The 17,228-nt window shown below is 71.8% G+C and carries 16 protein-coding genes; 6 read left to right on the forward strand and 10 right to left on the reverse strand.

The features are described from left to right. On the reverse strand, positions 1–251 hold a 251-nt coding region (locus I0C86_RS15435), incomplete at its 3' end, for a DUF3499 domain-containing protein (protein ID WP_196201919.1). A gap of 185 nt (positions 252–436) precedes the next feature. Between I0C86_RS15435 and I0C86_RS15440 the strand changes: the two genes are divergently transcribed. Beyond that, a complete protein-coding gene (locus tag I0C86_RS15440) occupies positions 437–886 on the forward strand; it encodes a metallopeptidase family protein (protein ID WP_192771793.1) in 450 nt (149 codons plus the stop codon). A gap of 34 nt (positions 887–920) precedes the next feature. Here the strand turns inward: I0C86_RS15440 and I0C86_RS15445 are convergent, their stop codons facing one another. From I0C86_RS15445 to I0C86_RS15455, 3 genes are all read right to left on the reverse strand, one after another. Then, positions 921–1,178, reverse strand: coding sequence for a WhiB family transcriptional regulator (locus I0C86_RS15445; protein WP_192765159.1), 258 nt, complete (start codon positions 1,176–1,178; stop codon positions 921–923). Between the two features lie 351 nt (positions 1,179–1,529). Further along, the gene (locus I0C86_RS15450; RefSeq protein WP_196201920.1) at positions 1,530–4,088 is read right to left on the reverse strand and encodes a bifunctional FO biosynthesis protein CofGH; all 2,559 of its coding nucleotides are present in this window, start codon (positions 4,086–4,088) and stop codon (positions 1,530–1,532) included. Further along, on the reverse strand, positions 3,980–4,921 hold the full coding sequence (locus tag I0C86_RS15455) for a hypothetical protein (protein WP_196201921.1): 942 nt from the start codon (positions 4,919–4,921) through the stop codon (positions 3,980–3,982). The genes I0C86_RS15450 and I0C86_RS15455 overlap by 109 nt, the downstream gene beginning before the upstream one ends. Positions 4,922–5,020: 99 nt before the next feature. On the opposite strand from I0C86_RS15455, the gene cofD reads away from it, so the two are divergent. Together cofD and I0C86_RS15465 are read left to right on the forward strand one after the other, a co-directional pair. Then, on the forward strand, positions 5,021–5,992 hold the full coding sequence (cofD, locus tag I0C86_RS15460) for a 2-phospho-L-lactate transferase (protein ID WP_196201922.1): 972 nt from the start codon (positions 5,021–5,023) through the stop codon (positions 5,990–5,992). Then, positions 5,989–7,233 (forward strand): coenzyme F420-0:L-glutamate ligase, encoded by a 1,245-nt coding sequence (locus tag I0C86_RS15465; RefSeq protein WP_196201923.1) that lies wholly within the window; start codon positions 5,989–5,991, stop codon positions 7,231–7,233. The genes cofD and I0C86_RS15465 overlap by 4 nt, the downstream gene beginning before the upstream one ends. A gap of 46 nt (positions 7,234–7,279) precedes the next feature. On the opposite strand, the gene I0C86_RS15470 is transcribed toward I0C86_RS15465, so the two are convergent. Both I0C86_RS15470 and I0C86_RS15475 read right to left on the reverse strand, forming a co-directional pair. Then, positions 7,280–8,299 carry an ArsR/SmtB family transcription factor gene (locus I0C86_RS15470; RefSeq protein WP_196201924.1) on the reverse strand — a complete coding sequence of 340 codons (1,020 nt, stop codon included), beginning with the start codon at positions 8,297–8,299 and terminating at the stop codon, positions 7,280–7,282. 245 nt (positions 8,300–8,544) lie between these two features. Further along, positions 8,545–9,642, reverse strand: coding sequence for a hypothetical protein (locus I0C86_RS15475; protein WP_196201925.1), 1,098 nt, complete (start codon positions 9,640–9,642; stop codon positions 8,545–8,547). 6 nt (positions 9,643–9,648) lie between these two features. On the opposite strand from I0C86_RS15475, the gene I0C86_RS15480 reads away from it, so the two are divergent. Then, a complete protein-coding gene (locus tag I0C86_RS15480; protein WP_196201926.1) occupies positions 9,649–10,248 on the forward strand; it encodes an NUDIX hydrolase in 600 nt (199 codons plus the stop codon). Here I0C86_RS15480 and I0C86_RS15485 read toward each other — a convergent pair. Beyond that, entirely contained in the window at positions 10,217–11,317 is a 1,101-nt protein-coding gene (locus I0C86_RS15485; RefSeq protein WP_196201927.1) for a mannose-1-phosphate guanylyltransferase, read from the reverse strand. The two genes, I0C86_RS15480 and I0C86_RS15485, sit on opposite strands and share 32 nt — an antisense overlap. Positions 11,318–11,431: 114 nt before the next feature. Continuing rightward, positions 11,432–12,577: a glycosyltransferase family 4 protein gene (locus tag I0C86_RS15490; protein ID WP_196201928.1), complete on the reverse strand. Its 1,146-nt coding sequence runs from the start codon at positions 12,575–12,577 to the stop codon at positions 11,432–11,434. Positions 12,578–12,833: 256 nt separating this feature from the next. On the opposite strand from I0C86_RS15490, the gene I0C86_RS15495 reads away from it, so the two are divergent. Beyond that, positions 12,834–13,541 (forward strand): TIGR03089 family protein, encoded by a 708-nt coding sequence (locus I0C86_RS15495; RefSeq protein ID WP_196201929.1) that lies wholly within the window; start codon positions 12,834–12,836, stop codon positions 13,539–13,541. Between the two features lie 39 nt (positions 13,542–13,580). On the opposite strand, the gene I0C86_RS15500 is transcribed toward I0C86_RS15495, so the two are convergent. Continuing rightward, complete coding sequence (locus I0C86_RS15500) at positions 13,581–15,584, reverse strand: acetoacetate--CoA ligase (protein WP_196201930.1); 2,004 nt, start codon at positions 15,582–15,584, stop codon at positions 13,581–13,583. A 190-nt stretch (positions 15,585–15,774) separates the two neighbouring features. Beyond that, a complete protein-coding gene (locus I0C86_RS15505) occupies positions 15,775–16,296 on the reverse strand; it encodes an acyl-CoA thioesterase (RefSeq protein ID WP_196201931.1) in 522 nt (173 codons plus the stop codon). Positions 16,297–16,511: 215 nt separating this feature from the next. Here I0C86_RS15505 and I0C86_RS15510 point away from each other — a divergent pair, with 215 nt between their 5' ends. Further along, the gene (locus I0C86_RS15510) at positions 16,512–17,183 is read left to right on the forward strand and encodes a hypothetical protein (RefSeq protein WP_196201932.1); all 672 of its coding nucleotides are present in this window, start codon (positions 16,512–16,514) and stop codon (positions 17,181–17,183) included. Positions 17,184–17,228: the final 45 nt, after the last annotated feature.

The raw sequence follows: 17,228 nt of genomic DNA on the forward strand, positions 1-17,228 counted from the left end.
GCCTCGGCGAGCGCCACCAGGTCGCCGGTGGTCGGGGGCGGGGGCTCGAACTCCCCCTCGTGCCGGACCACGTCCCAGCCACGCGGCGCGGTCAGGCTCCGGGCGTGCGGCTCACAGAGGTCGTACGTGTGCGGCTCGGCGAAGGCCGCGAGCGGACCCACCACCGCGGTCGACTCGGTGTAGACATAGGTCAGCGTGGCTACGGCCTGTCGGGGACAGCCGTTGCGGGAGCAACGCCGTGGTGACCTCACGGCGGCACGGTATCTCCATTACCGGCTCCGCCGCTCCGCTTGGGCTTCCGACACGCCGGTAGTGGTGATCACAATTCGGGCCTCCGCGCGGAGACACGACCTGATCCACGAGCCGATCTTGACCGCACCGGGTCTACCCTGTCGTCGTGGGCGGGACGTTCACGACGAGTGGAGCGGGGTTCGAGATGACCAGTCCGGAGAATCGCCGGCCCGACCCCGGGCGCCGGTCCCGCCGGGATCGGCACGGGCGCGGGCTGCGCGGCCGGCTGGTTCCGGCGACGGTTCCGCTGGCCCGGACGAAATCGGAGATCTTCGACGATCTGGTGCTGGACACCGTGGAGACCCTGGAGCGGCGGTTCGCCAAGGAGCTGGCCGGGGTCGAGTTCGCGGTCGAGGACGTACCACCGGACCTCAACGTCTACGACTCGGACGTCCTGGAGGACGGCGAGGTGCCGCTGGCCCGCCTGCTGCCCGGGCGCCCGGGACGGCAGGAGGTGCCGCCGAGGATCGTGCTCTACCGCCGCCCCCTGGAGTTCCGGGCGATAGACCGCGAGGACCTCGCCGACCTGGTGCACGACGTGATCATCGAGCAGGTCGCGAACCTGCTCGGTGTCGATCCCGACGAGCTGGCCTGACCCGGGCGGCCCCCACCACCCGGGCGCGGCCGGTTCAGGCGACGCGACGCTTCAACTTGCGCCGTTCGCGTTCGGACAACCCGCCCCAGATCCCGAACCGTTCGTCGTGCCCGAGCGCGTATTCCAGGCACTCGGTCTTGACCTCACATCGGGAGCAGATCCGCTTCGCCTCGCGGGTCGAGCCGCCCTTCTCGGGAAAAAACGCCTCCGGATCGGTCTGCGAGCACAGCGCGCGCTCTTGCCACTCCGGAGCATTTCCGAGCAGGTCGGCCACCTCGAGTCGGCCGTCCATCCAGTTGCCTCCTTATCGCGCACCGGCGTGGCAGCCGGCGCAACCCCCCACGCGGAAGGCGTGTTTGTCCGCCCGGTAGCGATTTGATGCGCTCCGTACGAACGACCCCACTGGAATTACACGTGTGTTATACGTGCGTCGTCAAGCCGAACCTGCTAAGTGGAGTCACCCCTACCGCGTGCCCGGACGACTGTGGAGTCATCGCGGTCTCGCAACCTGCCCTATCGATTCAGACCCGGCAGGGGTAACGCCCCGCTCGGCGAGTTGCGTCAGATATCGGCGTTTCGCGCCCGGTGCGCCCCCTTGGCGTCCCGCGAACGGGGGTGTCCGTGGACCACCGACCGGAGGCGGTCAACCGGCGTGTCCGTAGATCGTGGTGCGCCGCCGGGCCTGTCGGCCGGCCGCCGTGGCGATCCGTTCGAGCTGCGCGACCGTTCGGGCCGAACCGTGCTCCGATCCCGCCATTCGGGAGATCGTCTCCTCCATCAGCGTGCCGCCGAGGTCGTTGCAGCCGCCCCGGAGCAGTTCCGCCGTTCCGGAGTCACCGAGCTTGACCCACGAGCACTGGATGTTGGCGATCCGGCCGTGCAACAGCAGCCGGGCCATCGCGTGCACGATCCGGTTCTCCCGCCAGGTGGGACCGGGCCGGGCGATCCCGGCGAGATAGATCGGGGCGTTCGTGTGTACGAACGGCAGGCCGACGAACTCGGTGAACCCGCCGGTACGGTCCTGTACCCCGGCCAGCACCCGGAAGTGTCCCAGCCACTGCCGAGGATGGTCGACGTGGCCGTACATCATCGTGGAGCTGGACCGGATGCCCAGCTCGTGCGCGGTGCTGACCACCTCGACCCAGGTGGCCGCCGGCAGTTTGCCCTTGGTCAGCACCCAGCGCACCTCGTCGTCGAGGATCTCCGCCGCCGTGCCGGGAATGGTGTCCAGGCCCGCGTCCCGCAGCTCGGTGAGCCAGTCCCGGACCGGCACGCCCGCCTTCGCGGCACCGGTGACGATCTCCATCGGCGAGAAGGCGTGCACGTGCATGCCCGGCACCCGGGCCTTGATCCCCCGGACCAGCTCCGCGTACACCGAGACCGGCAGCTTGGGGTCGATCCCGCCCTGCATGCAGACCTCGGTGGCACCGGCCGCCCATGCCTCCTCGGCCCGGTCGGCAACCTGCCGGACCGAGAGCCGGTACGCGTCGGCGTCCCGCTCCCGCTGCGCGAACGCACAGAACCGGCAGCCCACGTAGCAGACGTTGGAGAAGTTGATGTTGCGGTTGACCACGTACGTCACGTCGTCGCCGACCACTGTCCGGCGGACGTCGTCGGCGATCCGGCACACCTCGTCCAGCGCCGCCCCGTCGGCGGCGAACAGCGCCAGTGCCGCCGCCTCGTGCCGGGGCTCCAGCAGCGCGGCCGGATCGTCGGCCGCCAGCCGCAGCCCGGCGCGCAGGTCGGGGTCACCGCCGGCCGGGGCCCCGCCACGCGGCACCGGAACCTGATCCCCCAGCGCTGGTACCGGGACGGCTCCGGGGATCCGGGCGCCGACCTCGGCCCAGTCGCCGTAGACCTGGTCGAAGTCGCCGCGCCGGTCACCGGTCCGCCCGATGGTGTCGATCGTGGCGTGCAGGTCGACCCGGCCCCCCGGCACGAAGGCGTCGTCCGGCTCCTGCCAGGGACGGCCGGTCGGCCGCGCCCGCGCGACGCCCAGCCCGGTGACCGGGTCGGCGAGCGCGGCCACGTGGGCGGCGAGCCGGGGATCCAGCCACGGGTCGCCGCGCCGGACGTACTCGGGGTAGATCGTCAACCGCTCCTTCAGGACGAAGCCGGCCGCCTCGGACCGGGCCGCCAACTCGTCGAGCTGCGGCCAGGGGCGTTCCGGGTTGACATGGTCCGGGGTGACCGGCGACACGCCACCCCAGTCGTCGATGCCGGCGCGCAGCAGGAGGTCGTACTCCCCCTCGATCAGGTTCGGCGGTGCCTGGATCCGGGCTCCGGGGCCCAGCAGGATCCGGGACACCGCCACCGTGGCGGCCAGGTCGTGCAGCTCCGCGTCGGGCATCCCCCGCATCGCGGTGTCCGGCTTGGCCCGAAAGTTCTGCACGATGACTTCCTGGATGTGGCCGTACTCTCGGGCGCTGCGCCGGATCGCGAAGATCGAGTCGACCCGTTCGGCCAGCGTCTCGCCGATGCCGATCAGGATGCCGGTGGTGAAGGGTACGGAGACCCGCCCGGCGTCGGCGAGCACCCGCAACCGCACCGCGGGTTCCTTGTCCGGCGAGCCGTAGTGCGGGCCGCCCGGCTCGGACCAGAGCCGGGTCGCGGTGGTCTCCAGCATCATGCCCATGCTCGGCGCCACCGGCTTGAGCCGTTGCAGCTCCGCCCAGGACAGGACGCCGGGGTTCAGGTGCGGCAGCAGTCCGGTCTCCTCGAGCACCGCTATCGCGCACGCCCGCAGGTAGTCCAGGGTCGAGTCGAAGCCCCGCTCGGTCAGCCACTGCCGGGCCTGCGGCCAGCGTTCCTCCGGCCGGTCGCCGAGGGTGAACAACGCCTCCTTGCAGCCCTGCGCCGCACCCGCCGCCGCGATCGCCAACACCTCGTCCCGCTCCAGATAGGCGGCGGGCAGCCGGTGCGGCACCGTGGCGAAGGTGCAGTAGTGGCAACGGTCCTGGCAGAGCCGGGTCAGCGGGATGAACACCTTCTTGGAGAAGGTGACCACCCCGGGGCGGCCGGCGTCGACCAGCCCGGCGTCGCGTACCCGGCCGGCGATCGCCAGCAACTCGTCCAGGAGATCACCGCGCGCGGCTAGCAGCGCCGTCGCCTCGTCCGGGTCGAGGGCCCGGCCGTCCGCCGCCCGACGCAACGCCCGGCGCAGGCTCGCGGTGGTCGGTGCCCCGTCAGTCCCATCAGCCACTCGTGCAGCCTAGGCCGTGGGACCGGCGGGCCGCTCGCGGGTGGGGCGGACGCCGGAGCCGGAACGCCGGAGACAGGCTGACCGTAGGCGCCCGGCTGGCCGTAACCGGTGGGCTGCGGGTAGCCGGCTGCCGGCTGGCCGTACTCGGTGGGCTGGCCGTAGGCCGTCGGCTGGCCGTAGGCGTTCGGGTCGACGCCCTGGCCCTGGGGGTAGCCGGCCGGCGGGTAACCCGGCTGGCCGTACGGCTGCTGACCGTACGGAGCCTGGCCGTACGGGTGCTGCTGGCCGTACGGCTGCTGACCGTGCGGCTGCGGCTGGCCGTAGACACCGGGCTGCGGCTTCGGCTTCGGCACGTAGAACAGTGCCCGCCACACCCGGAAGACCACGAAGGCGCCGACGGCGAGCAGCGCGAGGGCGCCGACCATCATCAGGGTTCCGGTGAACGCCCGTCGGAACTGCGCCTCGGCCAGCAGGCTGGAGAGCCCGGCGAGCAGCGTGATCACGCCGAACAGTGCGGAGAAGGCGTACTCGCCGAGCGCGACGACGGTGATCAGGCGGGCCTGCCCGGTCACCGGCTGGATGTGCGTCACGAGCAGCACGGCGAGCACCGGAAGCACGGCCTGCTCGATGCCCACGAACGAGTAGAAGGCGCCCAGCGACCGGTCGCCGAAGTCGGCACCCTCCCAGCCCCCGAAGAACAGCTCGATCATGCCGCTGAACAGGAACAGCGCGTTGGCGCCGAGCAGCACCATCGCGATCAGCTCGCGGAGCGGCTTGGTTGTCTGGCTGGCCTGCGGCGCGTCGGTCGGCGCGGGCCCGGGCTGGCTGGTCAATATTCCCCCTCAGGCAGTTAACGGACGGTGGCGACGCCTGAGCCTAGTCGGCCAACCCGCCCGCCGCCCGCGCAGAGCGGATGGGCGAGGATGGTGAACATGCGCATCGTGGTACTGACCGGGGGCATCGGCGGCGCCCGCTTCCTGACCGGCGTCCGTGCGTACGCCCGTCAGACCGGCGCCGAGGTGACCGCGGTGGTCAACGTCGGGGACGACGTACTCCTGCACGGGCTGAAGATCTGTCCGGACCTGGACAGCGTGATGTACACCCTCGGCGGCGGCGCCGACCGGGAACGGGGCTGGGGACGGGCCGGCGAGACCTGGACCGTCAAGGAGGAACTGGCCGCGTACGGCGCGGAGCCGACCTGGTTCGGCCTCGGCGACCGGGACGTGGCGACCCACCTGGTCCGCAGCTCGATGCTGGGCGCCGGATATCCGCTCTCGGCGGTGACCGAGGCGCTCTGCGCGCGCTGGCAACCGGGCGTACGACTGCTGCCCGCCACCGACGACCGCCTGGAGACCCACGTCGTGGTGAGCGGACCCGACGACGGTACGACCGACGACCCGGACGCCCAGCGCGCCATCCACTTCCAGGAGTGGTGGGTACGCCACCGGGGCGCTCTGCCGACCCACCGCTTCGTCTTCGTCGGCGCCGAGGCGGCCAAGCCGGCGGCGGGGGTACCGGACGCGCTGGCCGAGGCCGACGTCGTCCTGCTGGCGCCGAGCAATCCGGTGGTGAGCATCGCGCCGATCCTCGCCGTGCCAGGGATCCGGGACGCGCTGGTCACCGGCACCGCGCCGGTGGTCGGCATCTCCCCGATCATCGGTGGCTCCCCGGTACGGGGCATGGCCGACCGCTGCCTGGCGGTGCTCGGGGTGCCCTGCACCGCGGCCGGGGTGGGCGGGCTCTACGGTCCCCGCTCCGCCGGTGGCATCCTGGACTCCTGGCTGGTGGACACCACCGACGCCGGTGCCGAGGTCCCGGGCCTGACCGTGCGGGCGGCACCGCTGTGGATGACCGACGAGGCGGCGACCGTGACGATGGTCCGGACCGCGATGGAGCTCCGATGAGACTAGAGGTGTTACCCGTACTCGGCATCGGCGACGTCACCGAGGGCGACGACCTGGCGGCGCTGATCTCGACCGCCGCCCCCTGGCTGCGCGACGGCGACGTACTGGTGGTGACCAGCAAGATCGTGTCCAAGGCGGAGGGCCGGATGGTCGACGTACCGGTCGACGGGCCGGAGCGGGAGGCGGCCCGGATCGAGATCCTCGCCGGGGAGACCGCCCGGCCGGTGGCCCGGCGCGGCGCGACCCGGATCGTGCAGACGCACCACGGATTCGTGATGGCCTCGGCCGGGATCGACGCCTCCAACGTGGACCGTTCGCGGCTGGTGCTGCTGCCGAAGGACCCGGACGCGTCCGCCCGGGGGCTACGGGCCGCGATCCGAGAGCAGCACGGCGCCGACGTGGCGATCATCGTTTCGGACACGATGGGCCGTCCGTGGCGCAACGGCCTCACCGACGTGGCGCTGGGCGTCGCCGGGATGCCGGCGGTCCGCGACCACCGGGGCGAGGTCGACCCGTACGGCAACAAGCTGAGCATCACCCAGATGGCCGTGGTGGACGAGTTGGCCGGTGCGGGCGAACTGGTGAAGGGCAAGTGCGACCAGGTACCGGTCGCGGTGATCCGCGGTTACCTGAACGCCGCCGAGCCGGACGACGGTGCCGGCGCGGCGGCCCTGGTCCGGGACGCGGCGCACGATCTCTTCGCGTTGGGCACCGCCGAGGCGAGGGCGGAGGGGCTACGCGCCGCCGCCACCCTCGGCGACTCGACCACCCCGACCGGCCGCCGGGCCGCCGGACCGGACGAGCCGACCGGGCTGGTCGACCTGACGGCGGTGAACCGGGCGATCGGCACGGTGGCCGGGGTGGTCACCCCGGGCACGGTCTTCACCCTGGTCAACGACGAGCGGGTACGGTACCGGCTCGGCGGTACGTCGCCGACCGGGCCGATCTCGTCCGCTGCGCCCGGAACAACGGCACCGTCCGGTGCCACCGCGCTGATCGACTGCTGGCCGCCCCGCCCGCCCGCGTCGCACGGCACCGATCCGTACGGCGCCGCGTCCGCCCTCGGCGCGAACGTGGTGGATCCCGGCGCGCTCATCCGGTTCGGTGCCGACCTGCACCGGCTGCGTGCCGCGCTGGCCGCCGAGGGCGTCGACTCGACCGTGCTTCCGGCGCCCGCCGGCGCCGTCGGGGCGACCCTGGTGGTCACCGGTCCCCCGGCCCCGGTCGTCCCGCCGCTCTGACCCGGCCCGGCCGTCCACCGCCCGCGAAGGCGGACGGTGGTCGTGGTCAGCCGTCCAGCATCGCCCGGCCGAGCGGGGTCAGGGTGTGCAGCACGGTGTTGCGGTCCCGGTGACTGACCAGCAGCCCCGCGTTGCGCAGCACGGAGGTGTGCTGGCTCGCGGCGGCCGGCGAGATGTGCAGCCGGCGGGCCACCTCCCCGGTGGAACAGCCGTCCCCCACCACCTCCAGGACCCTCGCCCGGGTACGCCCGATCAGCGCCGCCAGTGCCGCCCGGCCGCTGCCCTGTCCGGCCGACGGGGCGGAACCGGCGCCCTCGCGCGGGGCCGGGACCAGGCCGCCCAGCCGGTCGACCGGATAGACCAGGACCGGAGGCAGTTCGGGGTCGACCAGGGTCACCGGGATACGGGCGCAGAAGAACGACGGCACCAGGAGCAGTCCACGCCCGTCGAGATGCAACTCCCGGACGACCGGATAGTCCGGGACCTCGAGCACCCCGGAGTCCCAGCGCATCGCCGGACGCAGGCTGGCCAGCAGTCCTTCGGCGCCACCGTCGAGCAGCGCCCGGCCCCGGCGGTTCCGGTCCGCCTCCACGGCCGCCTGGATCCTCGCCCAGTACGGCTCGATCGCCGTCACCTGGTAGACCCGCATCGAATCGGTCAGGTACCGCAGCACCTCGCCGTCCCCCCGGGCCAGGGCGCTCGCCGAACTGGGCAGCGAGAGCGGGTTCTCCCCGGCGAGCACGTTCAGGTCCCGCTCCAGTGCGGCGATCGGCGTGGACCGGATGCCGTCCAGTCCCGCCTCCAGCCCGTGCAGGCTCTGGTACGGGGTCAGGAAGTCGGGAAAGTAGCCACGGGGCGGGTTGAGTGCGAGCAACAGCCGTAGCTGGCCGAGCGCGCTGTCCCGGCGGAGCCCGCCCGACACGTCACGCCGCCAGCCGGCCATCACCGGATCGCGGCTGCGCCCCTGCAACAGGTGCAGGCTGAGGACAAGCTCCCAGACCTGGTCCGCGGCAGGTGCGACGCGGGTCCGGGCGACGTCCTCGCTGGAGAAGAAGATTCTCAGCATGGCACGCACTCCCGAGTCGCCGGATGAGGGTGTCCGGCAACCCGTCGAACTCTACCCCGATGCCATCCATCTCTATCTTTCAGCCAGAGCTGAAATACCTCGACGGCCAGCGGACCCACCGGGCATGCTCACTGTGCCGATACCGGGGTCACCGGCGTCCATGACGCTGGACCGGCCCTGCGGTGTGCCGGGGGTAGGGGAGGAACGCGGCACCCGGACGGTCCCAACGAGGGTTCGCGGCCCTTTCATCCGCGAAGGGTTCCGTCCGGGTAGTCGCCTTCCGCACCATGCCGATCCCCCACCCCGATCCAGAGCGCGACCCGGTGATCCTCGTCGGTCACGTAGTACCGGGCACCGTCCAGTTCGGTCAGACCCTCCACGTTGTGCAACGGCGCGAGGTCCGACACCAGCTCGCCGGCCAGCACCGGGCCTTCCTGACCGGCACCCCACCGGAACCGCACGTGCCGACTGGGAACGTCTCCTCCGGAGGGATGCTCGTCGAGCAGCACCGAGCCCTTGCCGAGCGCGTCGATCGAGCCGATCACGGCGTCGTACGAGCCGTCGTTCCGGGACGAGAGCGCCCGGAACCCGGTGAGTTCGCCGGGCCGGGTGACCCCGGTCACCGCGTACGCCCCGACGACCCGTGGCCAGCTCCGCCGGTCGAACATCCCGGCCAGGTCAGCCACCTCGACGGCGATCGGTTCGCCCCGGTCGGTCACCGGGAAGCGCAGCCCGAGCAGCAGGGTGCCGGCCGGGGTGAAGGCCGCCGCCTCCACGTTCACCGGTAGGTCGTTGTCGGCCAACCGGCTCACCCAGGTCTTCGCCCGCGCGGTACCCCGGTCCCGGGTGGCGACGATGAACCGGTGCCGCACCTGCTCGCCAGGGGGCAGCACGGTGATGCCGGCGGCCACGATGGCGTCGTTCACGGCCCGGTGCAGTCGGAACTGGTTCCGTACCACGTGCAGCCGGGGCACCGGGACGACCGCGTCGGCCTCCCGGAACCGCGCCACGAAGGCGCGACGGGGACGCAGCGGTCCGCGCTTCGAACCGAAGTGCGAACCCAGCACGTAGATCCACTCGCCGTACCGGGCCAGCGCCTCGCCGTCCTCGGTCCGGCCGTTCTCCGCACCGGCGTCCATCGGCAGGTGGTGGGTGACCCATCCGCCGTCGTACCGCTCGATCAGCAGGGCCAGGCACTGCTCGACCGACCCCTCGTCGAGCACCGTCCAGAAGGCTCGCCGTGCGCCGTGCGCGGCGAGCAGCGCGGGCGAATGTACCGGCAACAGGTCGCTCGCCTCGTTGCCGGCGACGCCGAGTTCCACCGTACGCAGAGGGCGGGTCATAGGATCATGCTACGAGTTCCGCCTAGGGTGACCGGTGTGCTGGATGCCCTGTACGCCGACGCGCTGACCCTGCTCACCGCCTGGCAACCGCCGACCGCCGGTGCGGCCGGTGCCCTGGACCGGACCCTCCGCCTGCTCCGCGACGGCGGGCCGCAGGCGATGACCCGGGAACACCGCCCCGGCCACGTCACGGCCAGCACGCTGGTGCTGGACTCGACCGGCAGCCGGGTGCTGCTCTGCCTGCACGGCCGGTTCCGCAAGTGGGTGCAGCTCGGCGGGCACTGCGAGGCGACCGACCCGAGCCTGGCCGGTGCGGCGCTGCGGGAGGCCACGGAGGAGTCCGGCATCGACGGGCTCCGGCTGGACCCGGTACCGATCGACCTGGACATCCATCCGGTGCCCTGCGTCGGCGGCTCCCAGCACCACGACGTACGGTTCGCCGCGATCGCTCCGGCGGGCGCCGTCGAGCGGGTCAGCGCCGAATCGGTCGAACTCGGCTGGTTTACGCCCGACGCGCTGCCCGAGCCGCTGGCGGACGCCACCGAGCAACTGGTGGCGCCGGCCCTGGCGGCGTTCAGACGTAGTTCTCTTCGCCCCGCTCCTTGAGCTCGTCGACCAGTTTCTTGACGTCCTGGGCCCGGTCGCGGGGGCAGACCAGCACCGCGTCCGGAGTGTCCACCACGATCAGGTCCCGCAGGCCCAGCCCGGCGACCAGCCGGCCGGACTGCGGCACCACCACCAGGCGCTCGCAGTCCCGGAGCAGTACGCCGGGCTTCGGCTCGACCTGCTCGGCACCGAGCACCACGTTGCCGGTCCCGTCGGCCGGCAGCACCTCGCCGAGCGTGTCGAAGTCGCCGACGTCGTTCCAGCCGAAGTCGCCCGGCACGGTGGCGACCCGCCCGGCCGTGGCGGCACCCTCCATCACGGCGTAGTCGACGGAGATCTTCGGCAGCGTGGGCCAGACGGTGCCGAGCACCTCCTCCCGCTCGGGCGTCTCCCACGAGTTCGCGATGGTGGTCAGCCCGGCGTGCAGCGCGGGCTGCTGCCGGGCCAGCTCGGCCAGGAAGACGTCGACCCGCCAGACGAACATGCTCGCGTTCCAGAGATGCCGGCCGGAGCGCAGGTACGCCTCGGCGACGTCGGCCGCCGGCTTCTCCTTGAACTCCTCGACCCGGCGCAACGACCCCGAGCCGAGCAGCTCGCCGCACTGGAGGTAGCCGTACCCGGTCTCGGCCCGGGTGGGTTTGATGCCCACCGTCATCAGCAGGCCCTGCTCGGCACCGCCGACCGCCTCCCGGACCGTCGCGGCCCAACCGTCCGGGTCGCCGATCAGGTGGTCCGCCGCGAACGAACCCATCACGGCCTCCGGCTCGCGCAACGCGATCACCGCGGCGGCCAGCGCGATCGCCGCACAGGAATCCCGGGGCGAGGGCTCGACCAGGATGTTCTCCTCGGGCAGGCCGGTCAGTTGGCGGGCGACCGCGGCCACGTGCGCGGCGCCGGTGACCACCATGGTCCGCTCCGGAGTGGTCAGCGGCCCGAGCCGGTTGACCGTGGCCTGCAACAGCGAGTCGCCGGTGCCGGTGAGCGGATGGAGGAACTTGGGATGAGCGGCACGGGACAGCGGCCACAGACGTGTACCGCTACCGCCCGCCGGGATGACGGCGAAGAGCATCAGCACATCATGCCGGACACGTGTGCCCGGTCACTCCGGCTTGTCGCGACGGTGCGCGACCAATCCGGCACGCGAAGCGATGAAAGCCCCGCTGACCTGGGATTCTTCCGATGATCATGCGCGGGCCCGACTCCACGCCGCGATGTGCACCTCGGCACTCGACTCCCAGGTGAACTCCTTGGCCCGGTCGAAGCCCGCCTTCGCCAGCGAGAGGCGACGCGACTCGTCGTCCAGTAGCGCGCCGAGATCCGTCGCGATCTGCTGCGGATCCTCGCTGGTGTAGGCGACCGCGTCACCGCCCACCTCCGGCAACGACAGCCGCGGCGTGGTCAGCACCGGCGCGGCGCAGGCCATCGCCTCCAGGATCGGCAGGCCGAATCCCTCACCGTAGGACGGATAGGCGGCGACCAACGCGCCACCGAGGAAACCAGGCAGGTCGGCGTAGCGCAGATAGCCGGGACGCAGCAACCGCAGGTGCGCCGGTACGTCGGCGACGGCCCGGTCGATCTCGTCATCGTGACCCTGGCCACCGGCGATCACCAGTGCCGGCGGGGCGGGCCGGTCCTTCACCGCGAGGACCCAGCCCCGGATGAGGTTGGGCACGTTCTTGCGCGGCTCCTTGGATCCGAGGAACGCCACGTAGCTACTCGTGCCCAGACCGAGCCGGGCACGTACCCGCGCCTTCTCCTCGTCGCCCGGCGCGCGGAAAGCCGCCTGGTCGACCCCGTGGTACGCCACGTCGATCCGGGTCGGATCGGCGTCCAACAACCGGATCAACTCGTCCCGGGTCGCCTTGCTCGGCACGATCACCCGGTCCGCCCGACGCAACGAGGTCTTGATCGCGCTGCGGAAGAAGGTCCGCCGGGACTTGTCGTAGTGCTCGGGCTCGGTGAAGAAGGTGGCGTCGTGCACGGTGACGGTCACCGGACAGCCGGCCCGCAGCGGACAGGTGTAGAACGGCGAGTGCAGGACCTGCGCGCCGACCTGCTGGGCGAGCATCGGAAGCCCGGTCTGCTCCCAGGCGAGCCGCGCCGGCCGGTGCGCCACCGCCGCCGGTGCCGGAATCACCTCCGCACCCGGCAGCATCCGGGCGTACCGCTCACCGTCCGTGCGCAGTGCGACCACGACCAGTTCGAGGCCCGGTCCGATGACCTTGCCCAGGGCGCCGAGCAGCCCGTCGACGTATCTACCAACGCCGCCACGGTCGGCGGGCACGCTGGTGGCGTCAATGAGCACGCGGGGCGGACGACCGGCGGTCACTGGGCGACTCCTCGATCTGGTGTGGTGTGGGGAACAACACTGGATCCAAGCCTACGCCGCGCCCGCCCGAGCGCGTCGACTGCGACCCGTCGGGCAACTGTCTTTCCGATGACTCAAACCGTTCGCGGGTGTCGCTGGTCACAGTGGGTACCAGAACCATACGAATGAGTACTGACGGCCGCCGATGCGGCGACACCGACCTTCCGGCGTGGCCACCGTCGACCGTCAACCGTCCGGGTCGGTATCGTCGCGGACGATGACCGAGAACATTGCCGGGATCTTCGCCGCCGCGATCGCCGCCGACCCGACCCGACCCCTGCTGACCTGGTACGACGACGCGACCGGCGACCGTACCGAACTCTCCGGCGCGACCCTGGCCAACTGGGTCGCCAAGACCGCCAACCTGCTGGTCGACTCGGCCGGGCTGGCGCCGGGGAACTCCGCCGGAGTGCTGCTGCCACCACACTGGCAGACCGCCGCCGTCCTGCTCGGCTGCTGGTCGGCCCGGTTGGAGGTGATCGGCGGCCAACCCGGTGACCCGGTGACCCGCCCGGTCGACGTGCTCTTCGCCGCCACCGACCGGATCACCGAGGCGACGGCCTGGTCGGCCGGCGACCGGTACGCCCTCGCGCTCGCTCCGCTCGCCGCCCCGGCACGCGACCTGCCGGCGGGTTACGTCGACTACGTGATCGAGGTACGCGGACACGGCGACCACTTCACCCCCGAGCCGCAGGACGGTCCCCAGGACGCCCCGCTCGCCGCTCGGGCCGCCCGGCGAGCCACCGAACTCGGCATCGGTACCGGCGACCGGGTGCTGGTCGACGCGGCCCGGCACCCGGACCCGGTGGACTGGCTGCTCGCCCCGCTGACCGTCGGCGCCAGCGTGGTGCTCTGCGGCCGGCTCGACCGGGACCGGCTGGCCGGTCGGACGGCCACGGAAAAGGTCACCGTGCAACTGACCTGACCGCCGCCCTACCCGGCGCCGCCACCCTGCCCGGTCGCCCTACCCGGCGCCGCCACGCTGCCTGGCGAACCGCTCGAAGGCGACCAGCGACTCCGGGTTCACCAACGCGCCGGTGGCGGCGGCCGAGTCGATCGGCGCCCCGGTGAGGATCTTCTTCACCGGCACCTCCAGCTTCTTGCCGGACAGAGTCCGGGGCACCGCGCCGACCTGGTGGATCTCGTCGGGCACGTGCCGGGGCGACAGGCCGGTACGCAGTTCGCGGGCGATCCTCGCGGCCAACGCCGGATCCCACTCCAGCCCCTCGCCCAGCACCACGAAGAGCAGCAGTTCACCGGCGCCGCCCTCGTCGTCCTCCAGATGCACCACCACCGAGTCGGTCACCTCGGGCAACCCCTCCACCACCGAGTAGAACTCGGCGGTGCCGAGCCGTACCCCGCCCCGGTTCAGGGTGGCATCGGAGCGGCCGGTGATCACACAGCTACCCCGTTCGCTGATGGTGATCCAGTCCCCGTGCCGCCACACCCCCGGATAGACGTCGAAGTACGCCTCCCGGTAGCGGACCCCGTCCGGATCGTTCCAGAACCCCACCGGCATGCTCGGCATCGGCGCGGTGATCACCAGCTCGCCGAGCTGGTCGATCACCGGCGAGCCGTCCGCCGACCGGGCCTCGACCCGGGAACCGAGACAACGGCAGGCGATCTCTCCGGCCCGTACCGGCAGCAGCGGCACGCCGCCGACAAAACCGGTACAGACGTCGGTGCCGCCGGAGAGCGAATCAAGTCGCAGGTCGGCGCCGACCGCGTCGTACACCCAGCGGAAGCCCTCGGCGGGCAGCGGCGCACCGGTCGATCCGACACCGCGCAGCGCGGACAGGTCGACCAGGTCCGCCGGGCGCAACTCGGCCTTGCGGCAGGCCAGCAGGAACGGCGCCGAGGTACCGAAGTAGCTGGTCCGGGTGTCGGCGGCGAGCCGCCACAGGGTGCCGAGATCGGGTCGCGCCGGCCGACCCGGCTCGGCCGCCACCGCCGGGTTGCCGTCGAACAGCACGATCGCCGCACCCACCGCCGGCCCGCTGACCAGGAAGTTCCACATCATCCAGCCGGTGGTGGTGAACCAGAAGAACCGATCCGCCGGACCGAGATCATGATGCAGGGCGAGCATCTTGAGATGTTCGAGCAGGATCCCGCCGTGCCCGTGCACGATCGGCTTCGGCAGCCCGGTCGTGCCGGAGGAGTAGAGCACGTACAGCGGATGGTCGAACGGCACCGCCGCGAAGGTCAGCGGTTCGTCCGTCCCGGCCGCCAGGTCCGCCCAGCCCAGGGTGCCGTCCGGCGGGGCGGCGTCCGGCTCCAGATAGGGCAGCACCACCGTGTGTCCGAGCGACGGCAGCGCGGCCCGGATCGCCGCCACCTCGGCACGCCGGTCGACCGGCTTGTCGCCGTACCGGTAGCCGTCCACCGCCACCAGCACGGTCGGCTCGATCTGCCGCCAGCGGTCCAGCACACTCCGGGTGCCGAACTCGGGCGCGCAGGAGGAGAAGATCGCGCCGAGGCTGGTGGTGGCCAGCATCAGCACGAACGTCTCGGGAACGTTCGGAGCGTACGCCGCGACCCGGTCGCCGGTGCCGACCCCGAGCCGGACCAGTCCGGCCCGGACCCGGCGTACCTGCTCGCGCAGTTCGGCGGCGGTCAGGGTGACCGGCGCGCGGGTCTGACTGTGCCCGAGCACCACCGGCGCGTCGTCGGCCAGACCCGGCATCCGGAGCACGTGCTCGGCGTAGTTCAGCGTGGCGCCGGGAAACCAGCGGGCTCCGGGCATTCCGGCGTCGGCGAGCGTCGCCGTCGGCTCGGCGTACGCCTTGACCTCGAAGTAGTCCCAGATCGACCGCCAGAATCCGTCGAGGTCCGTCACCGACCAGCGCCACAAGGCGGCGTAGTCGTCGAACTCAAGTCCCCGGTCGGTGCGCAACCAGTCCAGATAGGCGCCGATCCGGGACCGGTCGCGTACGTCGACCGGTGGGCTCCAGAGCACCTCGCCAACCATGGTCCCGCTCCTCCTCCCCGGCCGGTACGCCGCTGTACCGGACCGGTCGCCATCCTGCCGTACCCCGATCAGCAATTCTGCGCCCGGAGCCCACACCCCCACCCCCCACCTCATGTGGGGGGTGGGGGTGTAAGGAAGGGCCCCTTCTTATCGCTTTCTGTATAGGAAGGGTCCCCGCTTAACGCCCGACTCAGCTCACGGCGCGGTGGTCCTGGATGGCACGGCGCTTGGCGAGGCGATGCGCCCGGCGGATCTCCGCCTCGCGGAACCGACGCTCGTCGACCGGGCTCTCCGGCAGGACCGGCCGCACCGGGCGGGGGTTGCCGGCCACGTCCACCCCGACGAAGACCAGGTACGCCGTGGCCACCACGATCGGATCGTCCTCGGCGCTGTCCCAGCGCTCGGCGACCACCCGAACCCCGACCTCCATCGAGGTCTGCCCGGTCCAGTTGACCTGGGCGTGCGCGTGCACCAGGTCACCGACCCGGACCGGCTCGGCGAAGACGATCTCGTCGATCGCGGCCGTCACCGCCGTACCGCCGGAGTGCCGGGCGGCCGAGGCTCCGGCGACGTCGTCGACGAACTTCATCAGCACGCCGCCGTGCACCGTGCCGTAGAGGTTGACATCCACCGCCGTCATGATCCGACTCAGCGTCACCCGCGAGTACGAGGTCGGTTTCCCGGGCGGTGGCACGACGATCTGCTCGGTCATGGCGTCTCCTCGCTGCGCTCGTCGGCACCATGACCTGGCAACCTGAACTGGCCGACTCCCTCGCTACGCTCGGTCATGCGGCAACGGTACGGTGCTGGCCAGGAGCCTCGCCCCGTCCCGTGACGCTGGTTACTCGGCGCTCACGGGGTAACAAGATCGAACTGTCCGGCGCTGCGTAGGCTGCCCGATCCGGCCGAAGAAGGTACGGTGCGCGGATGCGACATCTCTGGAGTTTTCTCGCCGGAGTGGTGGCGGCGCCACTTTCCTGGGCACTGATCGCGCTCGGCCAGGACGGGTCGGCCCGCACCGTCACCCGTTGGGTGGAACTCGGTACGTACAACACGGCCAACCTGATTCAGGCCGCCGTCTATCTCGGAGTCGCGGGCGTCCTGCTCGGCCTGCTCGGGACGCTGCGGGTGTCGCCGCTCGGCCCGGTCGTCGCCGGCCTGCTGCTCGTCGCCCCGTACGTCGGGCTGTTCATCGACCCGTTCACGGTGCGGGACGCGGTGCCGACGAACTGGAAGATCTTCGGCGACCCGCTGCCACTGGTCCAGGTCCTGGACAACGGCACGATGTTCCTGATCGGCGTGCTGCTGTTGATGGCGACGTTCAGTGTCCAGCGATGGCGGCGGTGGCCCCGTACGGTTCCCACTGCCGTTCCGGCCGCGTCTGATGTGGACGAGCCGACGCCGACGGACTGGTCGGTGCTGAACAACCCCCCGGAGCACGACATCAACCCGCCGACCCTGGGTTATCCGGAACCGGACACCACCCCGCTGCCGCCACTGCCACGCCGCGACGCGGCGTCACCGTCCGGGTCGCCGTGGTCGGCTCCGCCCCGGACCAGCGCGAACCGTGACGATGCGGCGGACAGTACGACCAGCTGACGATGCCCGGGGCGGGTCGTTCGGTCGATCCGCCCCGGACCAACA

The organism is Plantactinospora alkalitolerans, from assembly GCF_015690345.1.
Classification (GTDB): domain Bacteria; phylum Actinomycetota; class Actinomycetes; order Mycobacteriales; family Micromonosporaceae; genus Plantactinospora; species Plantactinospora alkalitolerans.